We start from the raw sequence: 21995 nt of genomic DNA, 5'->3' as shown, positions 1-21995 counted from the left end.
TGATGAAGCAACAGCAAACCCGAATATTTTCACCATTTTGGTGCAAAAAAGGCATAAAGACCCGGGATATACAGGTCGTTAACAACTCGCGGGGAACTCAGTCAGGCTGGGTTTCGCCTTCTGCGGGCCTACCAAGAGGCTGACGCGTCACAAAACGCGCCATAAGCAGGCCGAGTTCGTACAACAGCACGAGCGGCACGGCCAACAGGAGTTGCGACATCACATCGGGAGGTGTGACCACTGCCGCAATAATGAAAGCGCCCACAATCACATATGGGCGGATCTGCTTTAATTTTTCCAGTTCCACCACGCCGAACTTGACGAGCACGATGACTACCACCGGCACTTCGAACGTGATGCCGAAGGCAAGGAACGTGGTCATGGCAAAACTCAGGTATTTATCGATGTCCGTGGACATCTCGGCCCCGAGTGGCGCGTTGTAATGCGCCATGAAATGGAAAACGGTTGGAAATACCAGGAAATAGGCAAACGCCACGCCGCACAGGAACAGCACATAGGTACTGGTAACCAGCGGTACGATCAGCTTCTTTTCATGCTGGTAAAGGCCCGGCGCCACGAACTTCCATATTTGGTAGAGCACCCAGGGCAACGCGATCAGGAACGCCACCAGCATCGTGACCTTCATGGGCACGAAGAACGAGCCGGTGACATCGGTCACGATCATCCGGCCATTCTTGGGCAGCGAGGCGGTCAGCGGCGCGGAAAACAGGTTGAAGATTTCAGCCGCCCAGTAAACCAGGCAGACAAAGACGAGGATCACGCCACCCACGGCCTTGACCAGTCGTTCGCGCAGCTCGACCAGGTGGGAAATGAACGTCTCTTGCTGGGACTCGGCGTTGGGGTCGAGAGGATCTGGGGTGCCCGCCATGCTTACTCGAAAAAGGAACGATTACGACCGGTGGCCGGGCGATGGCGCTTGACGCGCGCAGCGCCGGACTGCACCCACACGCGGGTATTCTGCTGACGCTTGAACCAGATAGGCCGCGCGCCCTGCTTCACACGCCAGCTCTTCCGGCCGTTGTGCGATTTGTGAGCACTGTCCCAACTGGGCACGTAGCCAGCGGAAACGCCGGAGTCCATCCCAGCCGAATTGTCGGCCGACTCCGCACCGTTCAGCGCTTCATTCAGCGACTGCGTGTGCTCGTTGACTTCCTTGTGGATGGTCTGCTCGACATCGCGCGCGGCAGTCTCGAATTCCGTGCGCATCTTGCGCAGTTCCTCGAGTTCCACCTCACGGCTGACTTCAGCCTTGACGTCATTGATATAGCGCTGCGCACGGCCGACCAGTGCGCCAACCGTGCGCGCCACTTTCGGCAAACGCTCGGGGCCGATCACGATCAGCGCAACAGCGCCAATGAGTGCCAGCTTGGAAATGCCGAGATCGATCATGCGGACATCGGGACAGTAACACGTGACAGGCGGCCGCGATTCACGCAGCCGCCATGTGGAGGGAGGAAAACAGCCGCCCGGACTTTATTGCTGGCGCGACTTTTCCTTGGCTTCCACGTCGATCGTGGTGGTGTCGCGCAGTTCCTTGGCCGGTGCCGGCTGGCCATCTGCCGCCGCTTCACCATTGCCGTCCTTCATGCCGTCCTTGAAACCCTTCACGGCACCGCCCAGGTCGTTGCCAATATTGCGCAGCTTCTTGGTACCGAAGACGAGCATGACGATCACCAGCACAATCAGCCAGTGCCAAATGCTAAACGAACCCATTTCTTGCTCCTGATGTAGCTGCGGCGTCGGATGGAATAGCCGCCCCGCCAGTAGTTCCGTCCCTCAAAGGCCGCGCCGGTCGACGGTGGCCGGCGCAACATCCAATCGGTGCATCGCTGCACCGATCACTCTTCATACCCAGGCAATCTGACGAACGTCCTCAGAACGCCGGCGTCTTCCACTGGTCGCGCGGGCCGCCGAGCACATGCAGATGGAGATGGAAAACCTCCTGTCCACCGTCCGTGCCGGTGTTGATCACCGTGCGGAACCCGTTAGTGCAGCCGGCAAGGCGCGCCAGTTCAGGCACCTTGAGCATTATTCTAGCAAGCACCTCGGCATCGCCGGGCCCGCAATCGGCCAGCGAATCGACATGCGATTTCGGAATAACCAGAAAGTGTACCGGCGCTTTGGGATGAATATCGTGAAATGCCAGCAGGTCGTCATCCTCGTAAACCTTGTTCGACGGGATCTGGCCGGCCACGATCTTGCAGAAAAGGCAATTGTCCTGGGATTTCATGAAATTTTCGTTGCAACGTGTCCAACGCGCCCTGGCTGTCTCAGAACTGCTCGCCCGGGTACATCGGCTTGCGGTCATTCAGATTGAGCCAGCCCTTGATAATACGGTATAGCATCCACAGGGAAAGCACGCTCCAGAGCCCGATGGCCACCGGAAACAGCAACACCGTCACAAACATGGCGCCGCCCACCACGAACCAGAGGATCGACCACCAAAAAGTGCGGATCTGCCACGCGAAGTGCGAAGCGTAGAGCGTACCCCGTGTGTCGTCACGCTTCACGTAGTTGACGACAATAGCAATCAGCGCAGTGATTCCGCCAGTCAGCCAATGTATCGCATAGAGCGCATAGAGGATATGCGTGAGTTTGCGTAGTCCATCGAGTTTGTCCGAATCGACCGTTGTCGTGACCTGCGTGGTGTAGTCCGTCGCCATTCGTGACCTCCAACGTAGCGCATCCGCCGCTCCGGACCATTTCCGGGTGGCATGGCGTCATCCTACTCCTTGCGGCTTGCCTTCTCCGCCAGCCCCGACAATCCTTCGCGGCGCGCCAGTTCGTCGATGACGTCGGCGGGAGACCTGCCCACGTGCGCCAGCAATACCATCGAATGGAACCACAGGTCGGCCACTTCGTAGACCATCTTGTCGACAGTTGCGGCGTCCAGATTGGCTGCACGTGCATCCTTGGCGGCCATCACGGTCTCGGTGGCTTCTTCGCCGATCTTCTTCAGGATGGCGTCGTCGCCCTTCCTGAACAGCTTGGCCACATAGGACGATTCCGGATCGCCACCGTTCTCCGGCTTGCGAGATTCCAGCGTGGCGGCCACGCGCGCCAGCACATCGGCGGAGGACAGTTCCTGACTCATGATTTCGAAGTGTAGATCTTGGAGGGATCCTTTAGCACCGGCTCCACGGTCTTCCAGTCGCCCGTTTCGGCATCCCCTTCGAACTTCTGGAAGAAGCACGAGTGGCGGCCGGTGTGGCACGCAATACTGTCGATCTGCGTGACCTTGAGCAGTACCACGTCTTCGTCGCAGTCCAGGCGCATCTCATGCACCTTTTGCACGTGCCCCGATTCCTCGCCCTTGTGCCACAGGCGCTTGCGCGAACGTGACCAGAACACCGCTTCGCCCAGTTCCGCGGTGCGCAGCAGCGCTTCGCGGTTCATGAATGCGAACATCAGCACATCGTTGGAGCCCGTCTCCTGGACGATCACCGGCACGAGCCCGTTATCGTCCCACTTCACCTTGTTCAACCACTTGTTCGCCATGATCAGATCCGGACCGGAATGCCCTCGCGGGCCATGAAAGCCTTGGCTTCGCCAACGGTATGCTGGCCGTAATGGAAAATGCTGGCCGCGAGCACCGCGTCCGCACGGCCCAGCTTGATACCGTCGGCCAGGTCCTGCAATCCACCCACGCCACCCGAGGCGATCACCGGCACGGGCACGGCGTCGCTCACGGCGCGCGTCAACTCCAGGTCGAAGCCGCTCTTGGTGCCGTCGCGGTCCATGCTGGTCAGCAGGATCTCGCCGGCGCCGCGCCTTGCCATCTCGCTGGCCCACTCCACGGCGTCAAGGCCCGTGGCCTTGCGGCCGCCATGTGTGAAGACTTCCCAGCGGGCCGGCTCACCGGGCGCCGATGTGCGCTTGGCGTCTATGGCCACGACGATGCACTGCGAGCCATATTTCCCGGTAGCGTCAGAAACCAGTTGGGGATTGGCAATGGCCGAGGAATTGACGCTGATCTTGTCAGCGCCGGCATTCAGCAGGCGCCGCACATCTTCCACGGTCCGCACGCCGCCACCCACCGTCAGCGGGATGAACACCTGCGAGGCAACCGCTTCGATGATGTGAAGGATCAGGTCGCGGCCATCGCTGGTAGCGGTGATATCGAGGAATGTAATTTCGTCGGCGCCCTGATCGTCGTAGCGGCGCGCGATTTCCACAGGGTCGCCCGCGTCGCGCAACTCGACGAAGTTGACTCCCTTGACCACCCGCCCGTTCGTGACGTCGAGGCAGGGGATGATACGTTTGGCTAGCATGAGTTTCCTTGCCTGCCGCCGCCCGCCTGGGGCAGCGGCTGGTTGGGGTGCCATTGGGGCACCCTGCCGGCGACGTTACTCCGCGCCCAGCTTGTCGGCGTGCGCCTGGGCTTCCGAGAAGTTGAGGTCGCCGGAGTAGATTGCGCGACCGCAGATCACACCTTCCACGCCCTCATGCTCCACCGCGCAGAGCTGGTCGATATCGGCCATGTTGGACAGGCCGCCGCTGGCGATCACCGGGATCGACATCGACTGGGCCAGCTTGACCGTGGCATCGATATTGATGCCCTGCAGCATGCCGTCGCGGCCGATGTCGGTGTAGATGATGGCTTCCACGCCGTAGTCCTCGTACTTGCGCGCCAGATCCGCCACTTCGTGGCCGGTCAGCTTGCTCCAGCCATCGGTGGCGACCTTGCCATCGCGGGCGTCGAGTCCCACGATGATGTGGCCGCCGAAGGCCGAGCACGCATCCTTGAGGAAGCCGGGGTTCTTGACGGCAGCCGTGCCGATGATCACGTACGAGAGGCCATCGTCGAGCCAGCGCTCGATCGTGTTCAGGTCGCGGATGCCGCCGCCAAGCTGCACGGGGATCTCGTCGCCCACCTCGGCGATGATCGACTTGATGGCCGCCTCGTTGCGCGGCTTGCCGACAAACGCGCCGTTCAGATCAACCAGATGCAGGCGCCGCGCGCCCTGATTGACCCAATGACGTGCCATGGCGGCGGGATCTTCGGAAAAGACGGTGGCCTGGTCCATGTCGCCTTGTTTGAGGCGTACACACTGACCGTCCTTCAGGTCGATGGCCGGAATGAGCAACATAGCGTAACGAGCGTGGTGGTTGTGTAAAAAGGGAAAGGTAGCGATGCCGGCGCGGACGCTGGCGTTCAGGTCATGTCAGTTTTGCAAGGAATGCAGTCTGGGTCGTCGGCTCTGAACGATCGGTATCGATATCGCTTGGGACAATTCTTGGTGTGTCTGGCAAAAAGGTGCTGCTAACGTGCTTCTGCTCGTGAGGCCGCTTTCGAGGCTTCACGGATTCCAGTGCACGAAGTTCCGGTACAGCTGCAAACCCATCGCGGCACTCTTCTCCGGGTGGAACTGCGTGGCGAAAATATTATCGCGTGCCACTGCGCTGGTAAACACAACGCCGTAATCCGTCTCGCCAGCCACATGGGCCGCGTCTTGCGCCCGCACATAATAGCTGTGGACGAAATAGAACCAGCTCTCGTCCGGAATACCGTTCCACAGCGGGTGGGCCCGCGTCTGGCGAACACGGTTCCAGCCCATCTGCGGCACCTTGAAGCGCGAGCCGTCTGCCTGCGTCATGCCATCCAGCTCGAAGCGGATCACCTCGCCTGGCATCAGTCCCAGCGCAGGCGTATCGTCCTGGCCGATGCGAGCTTCGTGGCTACGGTCGAACAGCATCTGTTCGCCAACACACACACCGAGCATCGGCTTCGAGGCGGCGGCTTCGATCACTGCTTCCTGCAGGCCCGATTCGCCGAGTGCACCCATGCAGTCCGGCATCGCGCCCTGCCCCGGCAATACCACGCGGTCCGCCGCGCGAATCGCTTCCGGGCGATCCACGACCTGGACATCCGCTTCCGGCGCTGCGGCGCGAAGCGCCTGCGCCACCGAGCGCAGGTTGCCCATGCCGTAATCCACAATTGCTATGGTAGTCATGATTTCAAAACAGGCAACAATGTCTTGAGCCCGTCCACAATGAATTCAACGGCCAGCGCCGACAGGATCAGACCCATCAGGCGCGTACCGATATTGATCCCGGTCCGCCCGATCACCCGTGCGATCGGGTCAGCGGCCCGGAACGTTCCATACACCACGCACCCCAACACCACGCCAATCGCCACCAGGATCAGCAGTTCGTACCAGTGATCCGTCTTGCCGGCATACACGATCACGGTACTGATCGATCCCGGCCCCGTCAGCAGCGGCAACGCCAGCGGCACCACCGCGATACTCGTCTTGGCTTCGGCCTCGTCCTCTTCCTCGGGTGTGGCCTTGGTCCGACCGGCCTGCGCGTTCAGCATGTTCATCGCCATCATGATCATGATGAGTCCGCCGCCAACCTGCAGCGATGCCACCGAGATATTGAAGAACGCGATGATCTGCTGGCCCAGCAACGCCGACAACCCCACCACGATCGCCACGGCAATCGACGCCGTCTTGATCGTCTTCAGCTTTTCCGCCTCGGTCTGCTGACTGGTCAGACTGATGAAGAACGGGATGGCACCGATCGGGTTGATCAGCGCTAGCAGCGAGATGAAAGACTTCAGCGTATCCATCGGATGCGGGTGAGTAGCGGTGGTGGCGTGTCAGCGTCGCCGCAACCAGCCGGCTCGCCTGCAAGGGGCGCAGGTCAGTACCCAGTATCGTTCAGAGCGTTCCCTTGGTCGATGGAATCTGGCCAACCGCGCGCGGGTCAAGCTCCACCGCCATGCGCAGTGCCCGGCCAAAAGCCTTGAACACGGTCTCGCACTGATGGTGGGCATTGATGCCGCGCAGGTTGTCGATATGGAGCGTCACGCCGGCATGGTTCACGAAGCCGCGGAAAAATTCGATGAGCAGGTCCACGTCGAACGTACCCACGCGGGCGCGCGTGAACGGCACGTGAAACTCCAGGCCCGGACGGCCCGAGAAGTCGATCACCACGCGCGACAGGCACTCGTCCAGCGGCACGTAGCTGTGGCCGTAGCGGGTGATGCCCTTCTTGTCGCCAATGGCGCGCGCCACGGCCTGGCCCAGCGTGATGCCCACGTCTTCCACCGTATGGTGATCGTCGATATGGGTATCGCCCTTGGCTTCGACCTCGAGATCGAACATGCCATGGCGGGCGATCTGGTCCAGCATGTGGTCGAGGAACGGCACACCGGACGCCAGCTTCTGGCGGCCCGTGCCATCAAGGTTCAGCGAAACGCGAATCTGCGTTTCCGAGGTATCGCGAGTGACCTCTACAACACGCATGGTGGGGTTAATCCTGCAATGAAGCCTGGAATGCTTCAAGAAACTGCGCGTTTTCTTCGGGGGTGCTGACCGTCACGCGCAGACAGTTGGCCAGCAATGCGTGCATTTTACTCACGTTCTTGATCAATACCCTCCGTGCGAGCACCCGGTCGAATACCTGTGTAGCGTTCGGCACACGGACCAGCAGAAAGTTGGCTGCGCTCGGGAACACCGTCACACCCGGCAGCGCCGCCATCGCATCGGCCAGCTTCGCGCGTTCTGCGCGCAGTTGCGCGGCCTGATCGTCGAGCACATCCACATGTTCGAGCGCGAATAGCGCGGTGGCCTCGGTCAGCACGTTGACGTTGTACGGCGGGCGCACCTTGTCGAGTTGCGCCAGCCAATCGGGCGAACCAGCCATGTAGCCCAGGCGGATACCAGCCAGCCCGAGCTTGGATACCGTGCGCATGACCAGCAGGTTGCCGAAATCCTTCAGTCTCGGCATCCAGCTTTCCTGCGCGAACGGCTGGTAGGCCTCGTCGACGACCACCAGGCTCTGGCACACCTCGCCTTGTGCGGCGCGGACGATGGCTTCCATGTCGGCGGCATCGAACAGGTTGCCCGTCGGATTGTTCGGATAAGCCAGATAGATGATGGCGGGCTTGTGCTCGGCCATCGCTGCCAGCATCGCGCTACGGTCCAGCGAGAAATCGGCACGCAGCGGCACGCCGACAAACTCCAGTCCTGCAAACTGCGCCGACATCGCATACATGACGAAACCCGGCAACGGCGCCAGCACCTTCGCACCAGGCTTTGCAGCCGCCAGCGACAGGATGCTGATCAGTTCGTCCGAACCATTGCCGAGGATGACGTCCATGCCAGCCGGCACGTTCATCACTGTCTTCAGCTTGGCACGCAGTGCCTCGCTGCTGGGCACCGGGTAGCGGTTCAGGGCCACCTCGGCCAGCCGCGCGGCCAGCTGGTCGCGCAGCGCGGGCGGCAGCCGGTAGGGATTCTCCATCGCGTCGAGCTTCACCAGTCCGTGCGAATCGGCGACATGATAGGCGCCCATGGCGCGTACGTCGTCACGGATGATGCGTTCGATCAGGGATGGGTCTACGGCTGACATATCGATCCTTATGGAGGCGGCTCTGAAATTGACTTAACGTTTGAAGCGATACTCGGCGCTGCGCGCGTGGGCCTGCAGCCCTTCGCCATAGGCAAGTTCGGCGGCGATCTGGCCCAGCATCTGCGCCCCGCCCTCGCTGACCTCGATCAGGCTTGAACGCTTCTGGAAGTCATACACGCCCAGCGGCGACGAGAAGCGCGCCGTGCGCGAGGTCGGCAGCACGTGGTTGGGACCGGCGCAGTAGTCGCCCAGCGACTCGCTCGTGTAGCGGCCCAGGAAGATCGCGCCAGCATGGCGGATCTTCTCGCTCCACTGGCGCGGGTTCTCGGCCGAAATCTCCAGGTGCTCCGGTGCAATGGCGTTTGCGATGTCGCACGCCTCTTCCATGTCGCGCACCTTGATCAGTGCGCCACGCCCGGAGATCGACGCGGCGATCACCTCGCGGCGCGGCATCGTCGGCAACTGGCGACGGATGCTCTCTTCGACGCGACGCAGATAGTCGGCGTCCGGGCACAACAGGATCGATTGCGCCAGTTCATCGTGCTCGGCCTGCGAGAACAAATCCATCGCCACCCAGTCCGGATCGGTCGTGCCGTCGCAGATCACCAGGATCTCGGACGGGCCGGCGATCATGTCGATACCGACCGTGCCGAACACGCGGCGCTTGGCCGCCGCCACATAGGCATTGCCCGGGCCGACGATCTTGTCCACCTGCGGCAGCGTGGCCGTACCGTAGGCCAGCGCGCCCACAGCCTGTGCGCCACCGATCGTGAAAACACGATCCACACCGGCGATCTGCGCGGCTGCGAGCACCAGCTCGTTGCGCACGCCGCCGGGCGTGGGCACGACCATGATCACTTCCTTGACGCCAGCCACGCGTGCCGGAATCGCGTTCATCAGCACAGACGACGGATATGCGGCCTTGCCGCCAGGCACGTACAGGCCCACGCGGTCCAGCGGGGTCACCTTCTGACCCAGCATCGTGCCGTCCGATTCGGTGTACTCCCAGCTATGGCTGCCGCACTCGATCTTCTGCTTCTCGTGATAGGCACGCACGCGGGCAGCGGCCGCTTCCAGCGCGGCGCGGCGCTTGGGTTCCAGTTCTTCAAGCGCGGCTTCGAGCGCCGACTGCGGGATTTCCAGCGCGCCCATCGACGCGGCTTCCACGCGGTCGAAACGGCGCGTGTATTCCAGCACGGCCTCATCGCCACGACGGCGCACATCGGCCAGGATGTCGGCTGCGGCGCGGTCGATGGCCTCGTCTTCCGAGGCTTCGAAGGCCAGTACCTGCCGCAACGCTTCAGCGAAGCCGGGCTCGGTCGAATCGAGCCTGCGGATCGACAGGTTGTCCATTTCGGATTCGTTCATGACTTCGTTCCTTGCGGGTCCCCGATCAACTTCACCTCAGGCGATTGCCGCCGAGGCCCGTTCAAATGCGTCCAGAATCGGCGTCAGCCGTTCCCGCTTGAGCTTCAATGCCGCCTGGTTGACCACCAGCCGCGACGAGATCTGCACGATCTCCTCCACCTCGACGAGGTTGTTCGCGCGCAGCGTGCCACCTGTGCTGACCAGATCGACGATGGCGTCGGACAGTCCTACCAGCGGACCCAGTTCCATCGACCCATAGAGCTTGATCAGATCCACGTGGACGCCCTTCTTGGCGAAGTGCTCACGCGCGGTCTGCACATACTTGGTGGCCACTGCCAGCCGCGCACCCTGACGCACGGCATTGGCGTAGTCGAAACCGGCCGGCACCGCCACCGACATGCGGCAGCGAGCGATGTTCAGATCGATCGGTGCATACAGGCCGGTCATGCCATGTTCCATCAGCACGTCCTTGCCCGCCACGCCAAAGTCCGCGGCGCCGTACTGCACGTACGTGGGCACGTCCGAAGCGCGCACGATGATCACGCGCACGGCGGGATCGGTCGTGGGCAGGATCAGCTTGCGCGAGGTTTCCGGGTCCTCGGTGACCTCGATGCCGGCAGCGGCCAGGAGCGGCAGCGTTTCCTTGAAGATGCGGCCCTTGGAGAGCGCCAGCGTCAGCTGGTTGGGCGAGGCATTGAAAGCGGGGCTCATCGTAGATTCTTCAAACGCGTTCAGGGGGCGACTCGATACGATCTTCGTCGATGTTCGATAGTCGATGGTGTACGTGGCTCAGGCGATGCGGCGGATCTTCGCGCCCACGGCCGACAGCTTGTCTTCCATGCGGTCGTAGCCACGATCCAGGTGATAGATCCGCTCGATCGTCGTTTCGCCATCGGCCACCAGGCCGGCGATCACGAGACTGGCCGACGCGCGCAGGTCGGTGGCCATCACGGTGGCGCCGGACAGGCGCGGCACGCCCGTCACGACCGCCGTGTTGCCTTCCGCCGTAATGCTCGCGCCCAGGCGATTCAGTTCCTGAACGTGCATGAAGCGGTTCTCGAAGATCGTTTCGGTGATGCGCGCGGTGCCTTCGGCCACGGCATTCAATGCCATGAACTGCGCCTGCATATCGGTCGGAAACGCCGGGTACTCGGACGTACGGAAACTCACGGCCTGCGCGCGCTTTGGCATCGCCAGACGAATCCAGTTGTCGCCCGTCTCGATCTGGGCGCCGGCTTCGCGCAGCTTGATCAGCACGGCGTCGAGGATCTGCGGCGGGATATCGCGCAGCGTCAGGTCACCCAGCGTGGCAGCGGCCGCGCACAGGAACGTGCCGGCCTCGATGCGATCGGCCACTACGCTGTGACGCGCGCCGTGCAGGCGGTCCACACCGTGGATCACCAGCCGATCGGTGCCGATGCCCTCGATCTTCGCGCCCATCTTCACCAGCAGTTCGGCGAGGTCGGTCACCTCGGGCTCGCGTGCGGCGTTCTCCAGCACGGTCTCGCCATCAGCCAGCGTGGCGGCCATCAGCAGGTTCTCGGTGCCGGTCACTGTGATCATATCCGTCACCACGCGCGCGCCCTTCAGGCGGCTGGCGCGGGCATGGATGAAGCCATGCTCGATGGTGATCTCTGCGCCCATCGCCTGCAGGCCCTTGATGTGCTGGTCCACGGGGCGTGCGCCGATGCCGCAACCACCCGGCAGCGAGACACGTGCCTCGCCGAAGCGCGCCACCAGCGGTCCCAGCACGAGGATTGACGCGCGCATGGTCTTCACCAGTTCGTACGAAGCTTCCGGCGCGTTGATATCGGCCCCGGTCAGCGTGGCCACGCCATCCACCATTTCCGCCTGCATGCCCATCTGGCGCAGCAGCTTGAGCATGGTGCGCGTGTCCTGCAGGTCAGGCACGTTGTCGATAGTCACCGTGTCGGCGGTCAGCAGGCTCGCGCAGAGGATCGGCAGCGCGGCGTTCTTGGCGCCCGATACGCGGATCTCGCCCTTGAGGGGGCCATTGCCCTGGATCTGGAATTTGTCCATGTTCTGTCTGGTTCACCGCCCCGACACACGTCCAGGCGGCAGTTGATCTGTTGTGTGGCGCCGCTTACTTGTCGGCCCCGGCCTGCCACTCGGCAGGCGTCAGCGTCTTCATCGACAGCGCATGGATCTCCGCGCGCATACGGTCACCCAGGGCCGCGTAGACCCGCTGGTGACGCTGGATCAGGCGCTTGCCATCGAACTCCGCGCTCACGATGGTGGCGAAGAAGTGCTGGCCATCGCCTTCCACTTGCAGATGTTCGCAGGGCAACCCTTGGGCAATGTAATCCCTGACTTGTTCCGGTGTAGGCAGCATGTCTGTCTCAAATGTAATCAGTGAATGGCGGCGGATCGACGTCGATCAATGCCGCAGCTTGTAACCCTTGCGCAGCAGGTGCAGCGCCAGCGCGGCCAGCACGACGAATGCCACCGCCACCACGGCCAGGCTGTACAGCGGCGGCACGTCGGACACGCCGAAGAAGCCGTAGCGGAATCCGTCGATCATGTAGAAGAACGGATTGGCGTGCGACACCGCCTGCCAGAACGGCGGCAGGGAATGAATCGAATAGAACACGCCGGACAGGAACGTTGCCGGCATGATCAGGAAGTTCTGGAACGCGGCCAGTTGATCGAATTTCTCCGCCCAGATGCCGGCGATCAGCCCCAGCGTGCCCAGGATGCCCGCACCGCCCAGACCGAACAGCAGGATCCAGAACGGATGGGCGAAGTGCAGGTTGGCAAACCATGCCGTCACCAGCAGCACGCCCAGGCCAACGCTGAGTCCGCGGATGATCGACGCCACCACATAGGCGCCGAACATCTCCCAGTGCGACAGCGGCGGCAGCATGATAAATACGAGATTGCCTGTGATCTTGGACTGGATCAGCGACGAAGAACTGTTCGCGAACGCATTTTGCAGCACGCTCATCATCACCAGGCCAGGCACCAGGAATGCGGTGTAGCTGATCTGGTCATAGACGCGCACGCGGCCTTCGAGCACATGGCCGAAGATCAGCAGGTACAGCACGGCGGTCAGCACCGGCGCGGCCACGGTCTGGAAGGCGACCTTCCAGAAACGCAGCACTTCCTTGTAGAGCAGCGTGCGGAAGCCCACCAGCCCGCCCACGGCCATCGCATCCAGCCGTTGCTGCTGGGTCACATCCACGTCGACGGGGTTCTTCATGCCGCGGCCTCCATGGCGGAATTCGGCAGGCTGCCGGGCATCTCGCCCTCACGGCGCATGATCTGCACGAATACATCCTCCAGGTCGGCCTTGCTGATTTCCATGTCTTCGATTTCGCATCCGGCGGCGCGCAGCGCGCCCAGGATCGGCTCCACGGCCTCATAGCCCGACAGGCGCAGGCGATGCGCCCGCTCGCCCGGGTTGCCCTGCGTGCGCAGTGCTTCGAGTTCCGCCGGCAGCGTACCCTTCGAAAGTGTCAGGACGAGTTGCAACCCGGCGAACTGGTTCAGCAGACTGCTGGTACGGTCCAGCGCCACCACCTCGCCGAACTTGAGCATCGCGATGCGATCGCACAGCGCCTCGGCTTCTTCCAGATAGTGCGTGGTCAGGATGATCGTGTGGCCTTCGCGGTTCAGGCGCGAGATGAACTTCCACAGGGTCTGGCGCAGTTCCACGTCCACGCCGGCCGTCGGCTCGTCGAGCACGATCACGGGCGGGCGATGCACCAGCGCCTGCGCCACCAGCACACGGCGCTTCATGCCGCCCGAGAGCTGGCGCATGTTGCTGTCGGCCTTGTTGGTGAGATCCAGGTTGGCCATGATCTCGTCGATCCAGTCGTCGTTACGCGACAACCCGAAATATCCCGACTGCAGCCGCAGCGTCTCGCGCACGGTGAAGAACGGATCGAACACCAGTTCCTGCGGCACCACGCCCAGCATGCGCCGCGCCATGCGGTAATCGTCCACCACATCGTGACCCAGCACGCTGACCGACCCCGAATCGGCGCGATTCAGGCCTGCGAGGATCGAGATCAGCGTGGTCTTGCCGGCGCCGTTGGGACCGAGCAGGCCGAAAAACTCGCCACGCTCGACGCTGAAACTGACGCCCTTGAGCGCCTGCAGGTTGCGGTAGCGCTTGCGGACATCGGTAATTTCGATGGCTTTCATGGCCAGATGTTGGGACGGGGCCGCTTGCACGGCCGGGCCTCTCTTGGAGTTGGGAAGCGACCCTGAGGTTAGCCGCGAAGCACCTGAGGGAATGGTCTCAGGGCAGTTGGGGGCGACTTGGGGACGAACAACCCGGAATTATAGGGGATGCGGGGGTTCTCCCGCTCTGACCTGCGCGACGGCGGGCCAGGCCCGACGCCGTGGCATCGCATGACCGCGCGCTTGAGTCCGCGCACGGCAACGGATGCCGGTTCAATGTCGGTGGTGGTGGTGCTGCGGGAGGGTGGCGCCGGCGGACAGACCCAGCAGGGTGTCGACGCCGTAAAGGCTGGCCAGCGACTGCAACTGCGGTGGCACACCCTGGAGCGCCAGTGTCTGGCCACGTTGCTCGGCAGCACGCTGCCACGCCAGCAGCACGGCCACGGCCGACGAATCGACGTGGGTCAGCGCACTGCAATCCACCGTCACGTCGCCCTGCCGCACATGCGACAGCCCGTCACGCAGCACGTCGGCGGCGTTGCGGTTGGTCAGCGAGGAGCCAAAGGCTGGCATGGGATCAGGGAGGCTTCGGGAGAGGAATCGAAACTCCCGCCTGCAAACAAAAAAGTGCAACAGCCGGGAGCGAGCGACCATTGTAGACCAGATCCGCGCGCCATGTTGCGGCGCAACGGTTTCCAGCGTCACATGGACAGTCAGCCCTTGGCGTTGGCCAACTGGCGGTTGCGGTCCTGCAGCGTCTTGATGATGCCGTCAATACCCTGCTGGGTAGCAATCGTGTTGAAGCTGCCCTTGTAGGCTTCGGTCAGCCACGCGCCCAGCACGTTGATGTCATAGACTTTCCAGCCTGCAGCGGTCTTCTCAAGGCGGTAATCCATCTGGATCGGCTCGCCCTTGTTGATGACCTGCGTACGGATCGTCGCGTCGGTGTCCTCCGCAGTGCCACGGTACGGACGGAACTGCACCTTCTGGTCGCGGATCTGCGCGATGGCGCCTGCGTAGGTACGGATCAGCAACGTCTTGAACTCGTCGGCGATCACTTTCTGCTGCTCGGGCGACGCTTTCGACCAGTTACGGCCCATGGCGATCTGCGTGGTGCGCGTGAAATCGGCATGCGGCAGGATCTTCTGTTCCACAAGTTGCGTGATCTTGCCGATGTTGCCAGCCTGCATGTCCTTGTCGGCCTGCACGGTCGCCATCACGTCGTTCACGACGGTCTTGACCAGACCATCCGGCGTGGCAGTGTCGATGGCCTGGGCCTGTGCGGCGCCCGAGAATGCCAGGACAGTCAGGAATGGAAGCAGAACTCGCTTGAGCATGTGAATTTTCCTCTTTTCATTGTGGTGACACTGCAATATCGGCAGGGTCACGCCCTCCCGGTACACCAGACACGGCGCCGGGACGGGCTCATTGAAACATAGGCGCCGTCGCGACGCTGCCCGAATCATGCTTGAGACACCACTTTCAAACACTTTGTTTCAGGGCTGACACCGCGCTCACAGCGCCGTACGTCCTTGACTGGACTGGGCTGGCGCCGGATCAGCCAGCGCTCGTCGTGGTGGGTGCCGCGCCATCGTCCTTCGGTGCCGGCTTGTCGTCTCCGTCATCCTCGTCGTCCTTGGACTTCGGCGGATTGCCGTCATAGATCAGGTACTGGCGGCGCTGCAGGTACGAATCGCGCAGGAACGAGTACTTGTCCAGCGCCGCGGCCTCGATCAGGTTGGACGCACCTAGCAACTGTGCCCGGCCGTCGACCACGCGAACCCCCGATACTGCAAGGCTGGCGGTCCACGGCGAGATATAGAAGGTGGGATCCATGAAACGGTCCACCACCATGCCCGACGCGTCGCGCACGCTGCTCGGCCCGAACAGCGGCAGCACCAGGTATGGGCCCGTCGGCACACCCCAGACCCCCAGTGTTTGGCCAAAATCTTCCTTGTACTTGGGCAGGCCAGCCGGCGTGGCGATGTCGATCAGGCCACCGATACCCAGCACGCTGTTGATGGCCACGCGCATCGTGTCTTCCATCGCACGCGTCGGCTTGCCCTGCAGCAGGTTGTTGCCGGCCGAGTAGACATCGCTGATGTTGGAGAAGAAATTGCCTACTGCCGTGCGCACCGGCGAAGGCACGACGTTCTGGTAACCCTCGGCCACCGGCTTCAGCGCGTAGCGGTCGAGGTTGTCGTTGAACGTGCTGACGCCGCGATTGAAGGGTTCCAGCGGATCGGCCGGGTTGGCTTGGGGACCCGTGGCGCAACCCGCCAGGGCAAAGGCGGCAACGGAGGCCGCGATCAGGCGTTGATAGGAACTCATTTGCTGCCGCCAAGCCCCGGCGCCGCAGGCAAGGCTGCCGCGCCCGAGCCGGACGTATCCGTCGAAGAAGAAGGGGTAGCCGGCGTCGAGGCAGGGGCCGGCGAGCTGCCGCCGCCCGCATCCGCGGCCTTGTTATAGAGGAACTGACCGATCAGGTTCTCGAGCACCACGGCGGACTGGGTCATCGTGATCTTGCTGCCCTGCGCCAGCATCTTGTCGTCGCCGCCCGCTTCGAGCCCGATGTACTGCTCGCCCAGCAGGCCCGAGGTCAGAATCTTGGCCGAGGTATCTCTCGGGAATTCGAAGCGCTTGTCCAGGTGCATCGTCACCTTGGCCAGGTACTCCTTGTCGTCGAACGTGATCGACGACACACGGCCCACCACCACACCCGCGCTCTTGACCGGTGCGCGCGGCTTCAGGCCGCCGATATTGTCGAAGTTGGCGGTTACCGTATAGGTGTCCTGGAACGAAAAGCTGCTCAGGTTGCCGGCCTTGAGCGCCAGGAACAGCAGTGCAGCAAAGCCCACCACCACAAACAGCCCCACCCAGTAATCGAGCGAATTTTTCTTCATGCGAGTCTCTTTTGGAAAGCTTTAGCTGAACATCAGCGCGGTCAGCAGGAAATCCAGCCCCAGCACGGCCAGCGACGCCATCACCACGGTGCGCGTCGTGGCGCGCGATACCCCTTCAGGCGTCGGGTTGGCCTCAAACCCCTGGTACAACGCAATGAACGTCACCGCGACACCAAAGATGAAGCTCTTGATCACGCCATTGAGCACGTCGGCGCGCACATCGACACCGCCCTGCATCTGCGACCAGAACGCGCCGGCATCCACGCCGATCAACTGCACACCCACGACATAGCCGCCCAGGATGCCCACGGCGCTGAAAATGGCCGCCAGCACCGGCATGGCAATCACGCCACCCCAGAAGCGCGGCGCTATCACGCGTTGCAGCGGATTCACGGCCATCATTTCCATGGCCGTAAGTTGCTCGCCCGCTTTCATCAGGCCGATCTCGGCCGTCAGCGACGTACCGGCGCGGCCCGCAAACAGCAGCGCCGACACCACCGGACCCAGCTCGCGCACCAGCGAGAGCGCCACGAGCAGCCCCAGCGCCTGTTCCGAGCCGTACCGGTTCAGCGTGTAGTAGCCCTGCAAGCCCAGCACGAATCCGACGAACAGCCCCGACACCGCGATGATCAGCAGGGACAGGTTGCCCACGAAGAACACCTGATCGGTCACCAGCCGGAAACGGCGGAAGAGCGCAGGCGATAGCGCCAGCAATGCCACGAACATGCGCGTCGCTCGGCCCAGGCCACCCACGAACTGGCGCAGCGCGGCGCCGATGGAGATGAAGAAGCCGGTCAACGCGAGCCTCCGGCGAGAAAATCTTCGGCCAACGAGGGGCCGGCATAGTGGAATGGCACCGGGCCGTCCGCCTCGGCACGGACAAACTGGCGCACGAACGGATCTTCCGACCGGCGCAGCTCCTCTGGCACGCCTTCGGCCGCGATACCGCCGTTGGCAATGAAATACACGTAGTCCGCGATCTGGAACGTCTCCTGCACATCGTGCGAGACGATGATCGTGGTGGCGCCCAGCGCGTCATTCAGGTTGCGGATCAGGTTGGCCGTCAGGCCCAGCGAGATCGGGTCGAGTCCGGCGAACGGCTCGTCGTACATCAGCAGCGCCGGATCCAGGGCAATCGCCCGGGCCAGCGCCACCCGCCGTGCCATACCGCCCGAGATCTGTGCCGGCATCAGGTCCCGCGCACCGCGCAGCCCTACGGCATTCAGCTTCATCAGCACCAGATCACGAATCATCGACGCGGGCAGATCAGTGTGCTCGCGTAGTGGAAACGCCACATTATCGAAGACGGAGAGGTCAGTGAACAGGGCCCCGAACTGAAAGAGCATGCCCATCTGACGCCGCACGGCATAGAGACCGGGCTGATCCATGGTGTCGATATCGGCGCCATTGAACGTCACACGGCCTCGTTGGGGGCGCACCATGCCGCCGATCAGCCGCATCACGGTGGTCTTGCCGCAGCCCGATCCGCCCATGACCGCTACGACCTTTCCACGCGGAAAACGCATCGAAAGCCCGGAAAGTATGGGCGTGGCGCCATCGGCATACGCGAAATCGACGTCCGTGAGTTCGACGATGTTCGGGCCGGTAGCAAGCTGGCCAGCAGGGTTCGGCACGGTAGCGCTCACAATGTCACCGGTTTTAGGCAGGTCGCCATTATAAGGGCTACTACCTACCGGTCACTGTCCCGTGTGGTGATCTCACCATTGCCAGCACGACAACAATCGGCATCCGGTGGGAAACGAGGTGGCATCTGCAGATGCGGACTACGCGCCACCTGCCCTCGGGAGGCGTACCAGCCGGGCCGCACTCAGGGTTCAGCGCGTGTCCCGCCTTGCCTCATGATGACCTGCCACTGTACGGATTCCGACCGGATGGCCGTGGCGAAAGCCTCGGGCGAATCCCGCACCGGCGTGAGCCCGGCAGCCAGCAACTGGGTCTGCACGTCCCGCTCGTTTGTCACGTTGTCCAACTCGCCGGCCAGGCGGGCGACAATGGCTCGTGGCGTCTTGGCAGGGGCCATGACGCCGTACCACGCCAGGGCGCCATAGCCATCGAGGCCCGACTCTTGCAGCGTGGGCACTTGCGGCGCCAGCGGCGACCGCAGCGGCCCAGCCACGCCAAGTATCTTGAGTGCGCCTGATCGCACATGACTCTGCACGGCCGTCCACGAACAGAAACAGGCGCTGATGCGGCCCGCCAGCATTTCCTGGACGACGGCATTCTCGCCCTTGGCGGTGACCAGCGGCACACCGTTCGAGACGCTGCGCACCGCGTACTCGGCATAGAGATGGGAAGGACTCCCGGGCTGACCATAGCCGAAGCTGTACGACGCCGGATTCGAGCGCACAGCGGTAACCCACTGCTGCGACGTCGTCATCGGCAGCCGTCCGTCGATGACGAGAAACAGCGGCGTGGCAGCCACCCGGGCCACGGGCGTGAAGTCGCGCATCACGTCGTAAGGCACGGGCTCCAGCCCTGGCTGGATCAGCATGTTGGCCTGATGGAACAACAGCGTGTGCCCATCGGAACTGGCCTTGGCCACGAGGTCGCCGGCCATGGTGCCCGATGCACCCGGACGGTTATCCACTTCGACAGGCACCGCCAGCCGTACCTCCAGCCGCTCGGCGAGCAGGCGCGCGACGGCATCGGCCACACTGCCGGCCGGGAATGGCACGATCATGCGCAGCGACCGCGCCGGGAAAGATATCTGGCGATTCTGCAATTCCGCGCGGGAGCTGTGCGGAATGCTCGCAAGCTGGGCGAAAGCAGGAGGCTGAGCGAGGACCGTCGTCATGCCGCTCAGGCAGACAACTGCACACCCCAACCACTTGGCAGCGAGTATTGGCAACTTCGCTTGACCTCGCCAAAGCCGCATACAAACGCGTACTTCGGTCATCAATTTCCTCCGGGCCGCAGCCCACCGCAGCGGCACCAGTTCGGCTGAAAGGGATTCTCGAGGCAGTTTCTTTTGTTATGTTCTGTGGAAATTCTAAGAAGAAGAGCGGGCGCGGCACAGACACGTAAACGCTCTCAGGGCGGACCCCAATGTGAGCGCTCGTATAATCCGCCGATGCATCCGAAGTCAGAATTCACGCTGCGGCCGATGCGCGCCGCCGACTTGCCCGCCGTGCTCGATATCCAGGCGCAATGCTATGGCGCCGCGCTCGTGGAAACTGCCGCGGCGCTGGCGAGCCGACTGGACCTCTCGCCCTCCACTTGCTGGATCTCCGGATTGCCCGATGGGACATTGGCCGCCTATCTGTTCACGCACGCCTGGCCCGAGACATCGTTGCCGCCATGGAATGGCGCACTCGCGCGGGACTGGCGCGATAGCGAATCGCTGACGTGGTTCGTGCATGACATGGCCGTAGCGCCGATCGGGCGTGGGGCGGGTCTGGCGGTGCAGCTCTACGAGGCGGCGCGCGAGGTGGCGTGGAATGCGGGCCTGCGGTCTTCACGGCTGGTCGCCGTACAGGATGCCGATGGATTCTGGCGCAAGCTTGGGTACGCGCCGGTGGCGAGGCATTCGCTTGGCGCGAAGCTGGCGACGTATGGGGAGGGGGCGGTGTTGATGGAGTGTGGGCTGTAAATTCATCACCCGCCGTCTGGCTCCCCTCTCCCACACGGTGGGAGAGGGGCGAAAACCGGAGGCACCGGTTGATGCTTACCGCGGCAGTTCCGAATATCCCATCAGGAACGCATCCACCGAACGCGCGGCCTGACGGCCTTCGCGGATGGCCCAGACCACGAGCGACTGGCCGCGACGGACGTCGCCGGCGGCGAAGACCTTCGGCACGTTGGTGTGATACGCGCGCTCGCCTTCGGTCGATGCCTTGGCGTTCTTGCGAGCGTCGGTATCCACGCCGAACGCTTCGAGCACCGAACCTACCGGGTTCGTGAAGCCCATTGCCAGCAGCACCAGATCGGCCTTGAGCACGAACTCGCTGCCCGGCACTTCCTGCATGCGTCCGTCCTTCCATTCCACGCGGCACGCCTTCAGCGCCGTGACCTTGCCGTTCTCGCCGATGAATTCCTTGGTGGCCACCGACCAGTCGCGCGAGCAGCCTTCGTCGTGCGACGACGACGTGCGCATCTTGATCGGCCAGTACGGCCACACCAGCGGCTTGTTCTCTTCTTCCGGCGGCTGCGGCAGCAGTTCGAACTGCGTCACCGACACCGCGCCATGGCGGTTCGACGTACCCACGCAGTCAGAGCCCGTATCGCCGCCACCGATCACGATCACGTGCTTGCCTTCGGCACGGATCTCGTTGGCGCCGTCGCCGGCCACTTCCTTGTTTTGCGGAATCAGGAATTCCAGCGCGTAGTGCACGCCATCCAGATCGCGGTTCGGCACCGGCAGATCGCGCGGCACTTCGGAGCCGCCCGCCAGCACCACGGCGTCGAACTGGTCCATCAGCGCCTGCGCAGTCACCGTTTCGCGAGCGTAGTTCTTGATGCCGGCCGGCAGCTTGTCGCCATCGGTCACCATCACGCCCGTGCGGAACGTCACGCCTTCCGACTGCATCTGCTCGATGCGGCGGTCGATCAGCGTCTTTTCCATCTTGAAGTCGGGGATGCCATACCGCAGCAGGCCACCCACGCGGTCGTTCTTCTCGAACACGGTCACGTCGTGACCGGCGCGCGCCAGTTGCTGCGCAGCGGCCATGCCCGCCGGGCCCGAACCCACCACGGCCACGGTCTTGCCGGTCTTGTGCTTGGCTACCTGCGGTGCGACCCAGCCTTCTTCCCAGGCCTTGTCGATGATCGCGTGCTCGATCGACTTGATGCCCACCGGCAGTTCGTTGATGCCGAGCGTGCAGGCTGCCTCGCACGGTGCCGGGCAGATGCGGCCCGTGAACTCGGGGAAGTTGTTGGTCTGGTGCAGCACCTCGATCGCCGACTTCCAGTCCTGGCGATACACCAGGTCATTGAAGTCGGGAATGATGTTGTTGACGGGGCAGCCGTTGTTGCAGAACGGAATTCCGCAGTCCATGCAGCGCGCACCCTGGAGCTTCGCTTCGTTGTCCGACAGCGCGAACACGAACTCCTTGTAGTGCTTCACCCGCTTGACTACCGGTTCGTAGCCTTCGTTCTGGCGCGGAAATTCGAGAAAGCCAGTCGCCTTACCCATGTTGCATCCTTGGTCTTGCTTGGCGCGAGGCGGCCGGGCCAGCC

28 protein-coding genes are annotated in these 21995 nt (G+C 63.0%); 1 reads left to right on the top strand and 27 read right to left on the bottom strand.

The genetic code is table 11. The features are described from left to right. Positions 1-97: 97 nt before the first annotated feature. From tatC to FFS21_RS13265, 26 genes are all read right to left on the bottom strand, one after another. On the bottom strand, positions 98-889 hold the full coding sequence (gene tatC, locus FFS21_RS13390; protein ID WP_137925315.1) for a twin-arginine translocase subunit TatC: 792 nt from the start codon (positions 887-889) through the stop codon (positions 98-100). Between the two features lie 2 nt (positions 890-891). Beyond that, positions 892-1410 carry a Sec-independent protein translocase protein TatB gene (tatB, locus tag FFS21_RS13385; RefSeq protein ID WP_137925314.1) on the bottom strand — a complete coding sequence of 173 codons (519 nt, stop codon included), beginning with the start codon at positions 1408-1410 and terminating at the stop codon, positions 892-894. Between the two features lie 84 nt (positions 1411-1494). Continuing rightward, positions 1495-1734, bottom strand: a complete 240-nt coding sequence (gene tatA, locus FFS21_RS13380) for a Sec-independent protein translocase subunit TatA (RefSeq protein ID WP_130393095.1) — start codon at positions 1732-1734, stop codon at positions 1495-1497. 160 nt (positions 1735-1894) lie between these two features. Then, entirely contained in the window at positions 1895-2251 is a 357-nt protein-coding gene (locus FFS21_RS13375; protein WP_137925313.1) for a histidine triad nucleotide-binding protein, read from the bottom strand. Between the two features lie 40 nt (positions 2252-2291). After that, complete coding sequence (locus FFS21_RS13370; protein WP_137925312.1) at positions 2292-2684, bottom strand: DUF4870 family protein; 393 nt, start codon at positions 2682-2684, stop codon at positions 2292-2294. Positions 2685-2746: 62 nt separating this feature from the next. Then, positions 2747-3115, bottom strand: a complete 369-nt coding sequence (locus tag FFS21_RS13365) for a phosphoribosyl-ATP diphosphatase (protein WP_137925311.1) — start codon at positions 3113-3115, stop codon at positions 2747-2749. Continuing rightward, complete coding sequence (gene hisI, locus FFS21_RS13360) at positions 3112-3519, bottom strand: phosphoribosyl-AMP cyclohydrolase (RefSeq protein WP_137925310.1); 408 nt, start codon at positions 3517-3519, stop codon at positions 3112-3114. The genes FFS21_RS13365 and hisI overlap by 4 nt, the downstream gene beginning before the upstream one ends. Before the next feature lie 2 nt (positions 3520-3521). Next, the gene (gene hisF, locus FFS21_RS13355) at positions 3522-4292 is read right to left on the bottom strand and encodes an imidazole glycerol phosphate synthase subunit HisF (RefSeq protein WP_137925309.1); all 771 of its coding nucleotides are present in this window, start codon (positions 4290-4292) and stop codon (positions 3522-3524) included. A gap of 75 nt (positions 4293-4367) precedes the next feature. Continuing rightward, entirely contained in the window at positions 4368-5111 is a 744-nt protein-coding gene (hisA, locus tag FFS21_RS13350; protein WP_137925308.1) for a 1-(5-phosphoribosyl)-5-[(5-phosphoribosylamino)methylideneamino]imidazole-4-carboxamide isomerase, read from the bottom strand. Between the two features lie 210 nt (positions 5112-5321). Further along, positions 5322-5975 carry an imidazole glycerol phosphate synthase subunit HisH gene (gene hisH, locus FFS21_RS13345; protein WP_160473057.1) on the bottom strand — a complete coding sequence of 218 codons (654 nt, stop codon included), beginning with the start codon at positions 5973-5975 and terminating at the stop codon, positions 5322-5324. Beyond that, entirely contained in the window at positions 5972-6595 is a 624-nt protein-coding gene (locus FFS21_RS13340) for a YchE family NAAT transporter (RefSeq protein ID WP_137925306.1), read from the bottom strand. Before FFS21_RS13340 ends, hisH begins: the two co-directional genes overlap by 4 nt. Before the next feature lie 91 nt (positions 6596-6686). Continuing rightward, positions 6687-7274 (bottom strand): imidazoleglycerol-phosphate dehydratase HisB, encoded by a 588-nt coding sequence (gene hisB / locus FFS21_RS13335; protein WP_137925305.1) that lies wholly within the window; start codon positions 7272-7274, stop codon positions 6687-6689. Positions 7275-7281: 7 nt separating this feature from the next. Beyond that, entirely contained in the window at positions 7282-8382 is a 1101-nt protein-coding gene (hisC, locus tag FFS21_RS13330; RefSeq protein ID WP_137925304.1) for a histidinol-phosphate transaminase, read from the bottom strand. A gap of 33 nt (positions 8383-8415) precedes the next feature. Continuing rightward, on the bottom strand, positions 8416-9750 hold the full coding sequence (gene hisD / locus FFS21_RS13325) for a histidinol dehydrogenase (protein WP_137925303.1): 1335 nt from the start codon (positions 9748-9750) through the stop codon (positions 8416-8418). A 36-nt stretch (positions 9751-9786) separates the two neighbouring features. After that, positions 9787-10461 carry an ATP phosphoribosyltransferase gene (gene hisG, locus FFS21_RS13320; protein ID WP_137925302.1) on the bottom strand — a complete coding sequence of 225 codons (675 nt, stop codon included), beginning with the start codon at positions 10459-10461 and terminating at the stop codon, positions 9787-9789. Positions 10462-10539: 78 nt separating this feature from the next. Then, positions 10540-11790, bottom strand: a complete 1251-nt coding sequence (gene murA / locus FFS21_RS13315) for a UDP-N-acetylglucosamine 1-carboxyvinyltransferase (RefSeq protein WP_137925301.1) — start codon at positions 11788-11790, stop codon at positions 10540-10542. 64 nt (positions 11791-11854) lie between these two features. After that, the gene (locus FFS21_RS13310; protein WP_137925300.1) at positions 11855-12103 is read right to left on the bottom strand and encodes a BolA family protein; all 249 of its coding nucleotides are present in this window, start codon (positions 12101-12103) and stop codon (positions 11855-11857) included. A 45-nt stretch (positions 12104-12148) separates the two neighbouring features. Further along, positions 12149-12970, bottom strand: coding sequence for an ABC transporter permease (locus tag FFS21_RS13305; RefSeq protein ID WP_370459294.1), 822 nt, complete (start codon positions 12968-12970; stop codon positions 12149-12151). Continuing rightward, positions 12967-13917 carry an ABC transporter ATP-binding protein gene (locus tag FFS21_RS13300; protein WP_137925299.1) on the bottom strand — a complete coding sequence of 317 codons (951 nt, stop codon included), beginning with the start codon at positions 13915-13917 and terminating at the stop codon, positions 12967-12969. Before FFS21_RS13300 ends, FFS21_RS13305 begins: the two co-directional genes overlap by 4 nt. Before the next feature lie 252 nt (positions 13918-14169). Further along, positions 14170-14469: an STAS domain-containing protein gene (locus tag FFS21_RS13295; RefSeq protein ID WP_137925298.1), complete on the bottom strand. Its 300-nt coding sequence runs from the start codon at positions 14467-14469 to the stop codon at positions 14170-14172. A 140-nt stretch (positions 14470-14609) separates the two neighbouring features. Continuing rightward, the gene (locus FFS21_RS13290) at positions 14610-15233 is read right to left on the bottom strand and encodes an MlaC/ttg2D family ABC transporter substrate-binding protein (protein ID WP_137925297.1); all 624 of its coding nucleotides are present in this window, start codon (positions 15231-15233) and stop codon (positions 14610-14612) included. Between the two features lie 220 nt (positions 15234-15453). Continuing rightward, a complete protein-coding gene (locus tag FFS21_RS13285) occupies positions 15454-16227 on the bottom strand; it encodes an MlaA family lipoprotein (RefSeq protein WP_137925296.1) in 774 nt (257 codons plus the stop codon). Further along, positions 16224-16799, bottom strand: coding sequence for an outer membrane lipid asymmetry maintenance protein MlaD (gene mlaD / locus FFS21_RS13280; protein WP_137925295.1), 576 nt, complete (start codon positions 16797-16799; stop codon positions 16224-16226). Before mlaD ends, FFS21_RS13285 begins: the two co-directional genes overlap by 4 nt. 21 nt (positions 16800-16820) lie before the next feature. After that, on the bottom strand, positions 16821-17597 hold the full coding sequence (mlaE, locus tag FFS21_RS13275) for a lipid asymmetry maintenance ABC transporter permease subunit MlaE (protein WP_137925294.1): 777 nt from the start codon (positions 17595-17597) through the stop codon (positions 16821-16823). Beyond that, on the bottom strand, positions 17594-18445 hold the full coding sequence (locus FFS21_RS13270; protein WP_137925293.1) for an ABC transporter ATP-binding protein: 852 nt from the start codon (positions 18443-18445) through the stop codon (positions 17594-17596). The genes mlaE and FFS21_RS13270 overlap by 4 nt, the downstream gene beginning before the upstream one ends. A 182-nt stretch (positions 18446-18627) precedes the next feature. Then, the gene (locus FFS21_RS13265) at positions 18628-19716 is read right to left on the bottom strand and encodes a tripartite tricarboxylate transporter substrate binding protein (protein WP_137925292.1); all 1089 of its coding nucleotides are present in this window, start codon (positions 19714-19716) and stop codon (positions 18628-18630) included. A gap of 174 nt (positions 19717-19890) precedes the next feature. Here FFS21_RS13265 and FFS21_RS13260 point away from each other — a divergent pair, with 174 nt between their 5' ends. Continuing rightward, positions 19891-20409, top strand: coding sequence for a GNAT family N-acetyltransferase (locus tag FFS21_RS13260; protein ID WP_249359360.1), 519 nt, complete (start codon positions 19891-19893; stop codon positions 20407-20409). 75 nt (positions 20410-20484) lie between these two features. Here FFS21_RS13260 and FFS21_RS13255 read toward each other — a convergent pair whose 3' ends face one another. Beyond that, complete coding sequence (locus FFS21_RS13255) at positions 20485-21951, bottom strand: glutamate synthase subunit beta (protein ID WP_137925291.1); 1467 nt, start codon at positions 21949-21951, stop codon at positions 20485-20487. Between the last annotated feature and the right edge of the window lie 44 nt (positions 21952-21995).

The sequence above is a fragment of the Cupriavidus sp. 2SB genome, from assembly GCF_005503625.1.
Taxonomy (GTDB): domain Bacteria; phylum Pseudomonadota; class Gammaproteobacteria; order Burkholderiales; family Burkholderiaceae; genus Cupriavidus.
This window is presented reverse-complemented; position numbering and strand designations above follow the sequence as displayed.

Excerpts from the sequence above, each read along its gene's own strand:
- tatC (WP_137925315.1), bottom strand. The coding sequence starts at position 889 with ATGGCGGGCACCCCAGATCCTCTCGACCCCAACGCCGAGTCCCAGCAA.
- tatB (WP_137925314.1), bottom strand. The coding sequence starts at position 1,410 with ATGATCGATCTCGGCATTTCCAAGCTGGCACTCATTGGCGCTGTTGCG.
- tatA (WP_130393095.1), bottom strand. The coding sequence starts at position 1,734 with ATGGGTTCGTTTAGCATTTGGCACTGGCTGATTGTGCTGGTGATCGTC.
- FFS21_RS13375 (WP_137925313.1), bottom strand. The coding sequence starts at position 2,251 with ATGAAATCCCAGGACAATTGCCTTTTCTGCAAGATCGTGGCCGGCCAG.
- FFS21_RS13370 (WP_137925312.1), bottom strand. The coding sequence starts at position 2,684 with ATGGCGACGGACTACACCACGCAGGTCACGACAACGGTCGATTCGGAC.
- FFS21_RS13365 (WP_137925311.1), bottom strand. The coding sequence starts at position 3,115 with ATGAGTCAGGAACTGTCCTCCGCCGATGTGCTGGCGCGCGTGGCCGCC.
- hisI (WP_137925310.1), bottom strand. The coding sequence starts at position 3,519 with ATGGCGAACAAGTGGTTGAACAAGGTGAAGTGGGACGATAACGGGCTC.
- hisF (WP_137925309.1), bottom strand. The coding sequence starts at position 4,292 with ATGCTAGCCAAACGTATCATCCCCTGCCTCGACGTCACGAACGGGCGG.
- hisA (WP_137925308.1), bottom strand. The coding sequence starts at position 5,111 with ATGTTGCTCATTCCGGCCATCGACCTGAAGGACGGTCAGTGTGTACGC.
- hisH (WP_160473057.1), bottom strand. The coding sequence starts at position 5,975 with ATGACTACCATAGCAATTGTGGATTACGGCATGGGCAACCTGCGCTCG.
- FFS21_RS13340 (WP_137925306.1), bottom strand. The coding sequence starts at position 6,595 with ATGGATACGCTGAAGTCTTTCATCTCGCTGCTAGCGCTGATCAACCCG.
- hisB (WP_137925305.1), bottom strand. The coding sequence starts at position 7,274 with ATGCGTGTTGTAGAGGTCACTCGCGATACCTCGGAAACGCAGATTCGC.
- hisC (WP_137925304.1), bottom strand. The coding sequence starts at position 8,382 with ATGTCAGCCGTAGACCCATCCCTGATCGAACGCATCATCCGTGACGAC.
- hisD (WP_137925303.1), bottom strand. The coding sequence starts at position 9,750 with ATGAACGAATCCGAAATGGACAACCTGTCGATCCGCAGGCTCGATTCG.
- hisG (WP_137925302.1), bottom strand. The coding sequence starts at position 10,461 with ATGAGCCCCGCTTTCAATGCCTCGCCCAACCAGCTGACGCTGGCGCTC.
- murA (WP_137925301.1), bottom strand. The coding sequence starts at position 11,790 with ATGGACAAATTCCAGATCCAGGGCAATGGCCCCCTCAAGGGCGAGATC.
- FFS21_RS13310 (WP_137925300.1), bottom strand. The coding sequence starts at position 12,103 with ATGCTGCCTACACCGGAACAAGTCAGGGATTACATTGCCCAAGGGTTG.
- FFS21_RS13305 (WP_370459294.1), bottom strand. The coding sequence starts at position 12,970 with ATGAAGAACCCCGTCGACGTGGATGTGACCCAGCAGCAACGGCTGGAT.
- FFS21_RS13300 (WP_137925299.1), bottom strand. The coding sequence starts at position 13,917 with ATGAAAGCCATCGAAATTACCGATGTCCGCAAGCGCTACCGCAACCTG.
- FFS21_RS13295 (WP_137925298.1), bottom strand. The coding sequence starts at position 14,469 with ATGCCAGCCTTTGGCTCCTCGCTGACCAACCGCAACGCCGCCGACGTG.
- FFS21_RS13290 (WP_137925297.1), bottom strand. The coding sequence starts at position 15,233 with ATGCTCAAGCGAGTTCTGCTTCCATTCCTGACTGTCCTGGCATTCTCG.
- FFS21_RS13285 (WP_137925296.1), bottom strand. The coding sequence starts at position 16,227 with ATGAGTTCCTATCAACGCCTGATCGCGGCCTCCGTTGCCGCCTTTGCC.
- mlaD (WP_137925295.1), bottom strand. The coding sequence starts at position 16,799 with ATGAAGAAAAATTCGCTCGATTACTGGGTGGGGCTGTTTGTGGTGGTG.
- FFS21_RS13265 (WP_137925292.1), bottom strand. The coding sequence starts at position 19,716 with ATGACCGAAGTACGCGTTTGTATGCGGCTTTGGCGAGGTCAAGCGAAG.
- FFS21_RS13260 (WP_249359360.1), top strand. The coding sequence starts at position 19,891 with ATGCATCCGAAGTCAGAATTCACGCTGCGGCCGATGCGCGCCGCCGAC.
- FFS21_RS13255 (WP_137925291.1), bottom strand. The coding sequence starts at position 21,951 with ATGGGTAAGGCGACTGGCTTTCTCGAATTTCCGCGCCAGAACGAAGGC.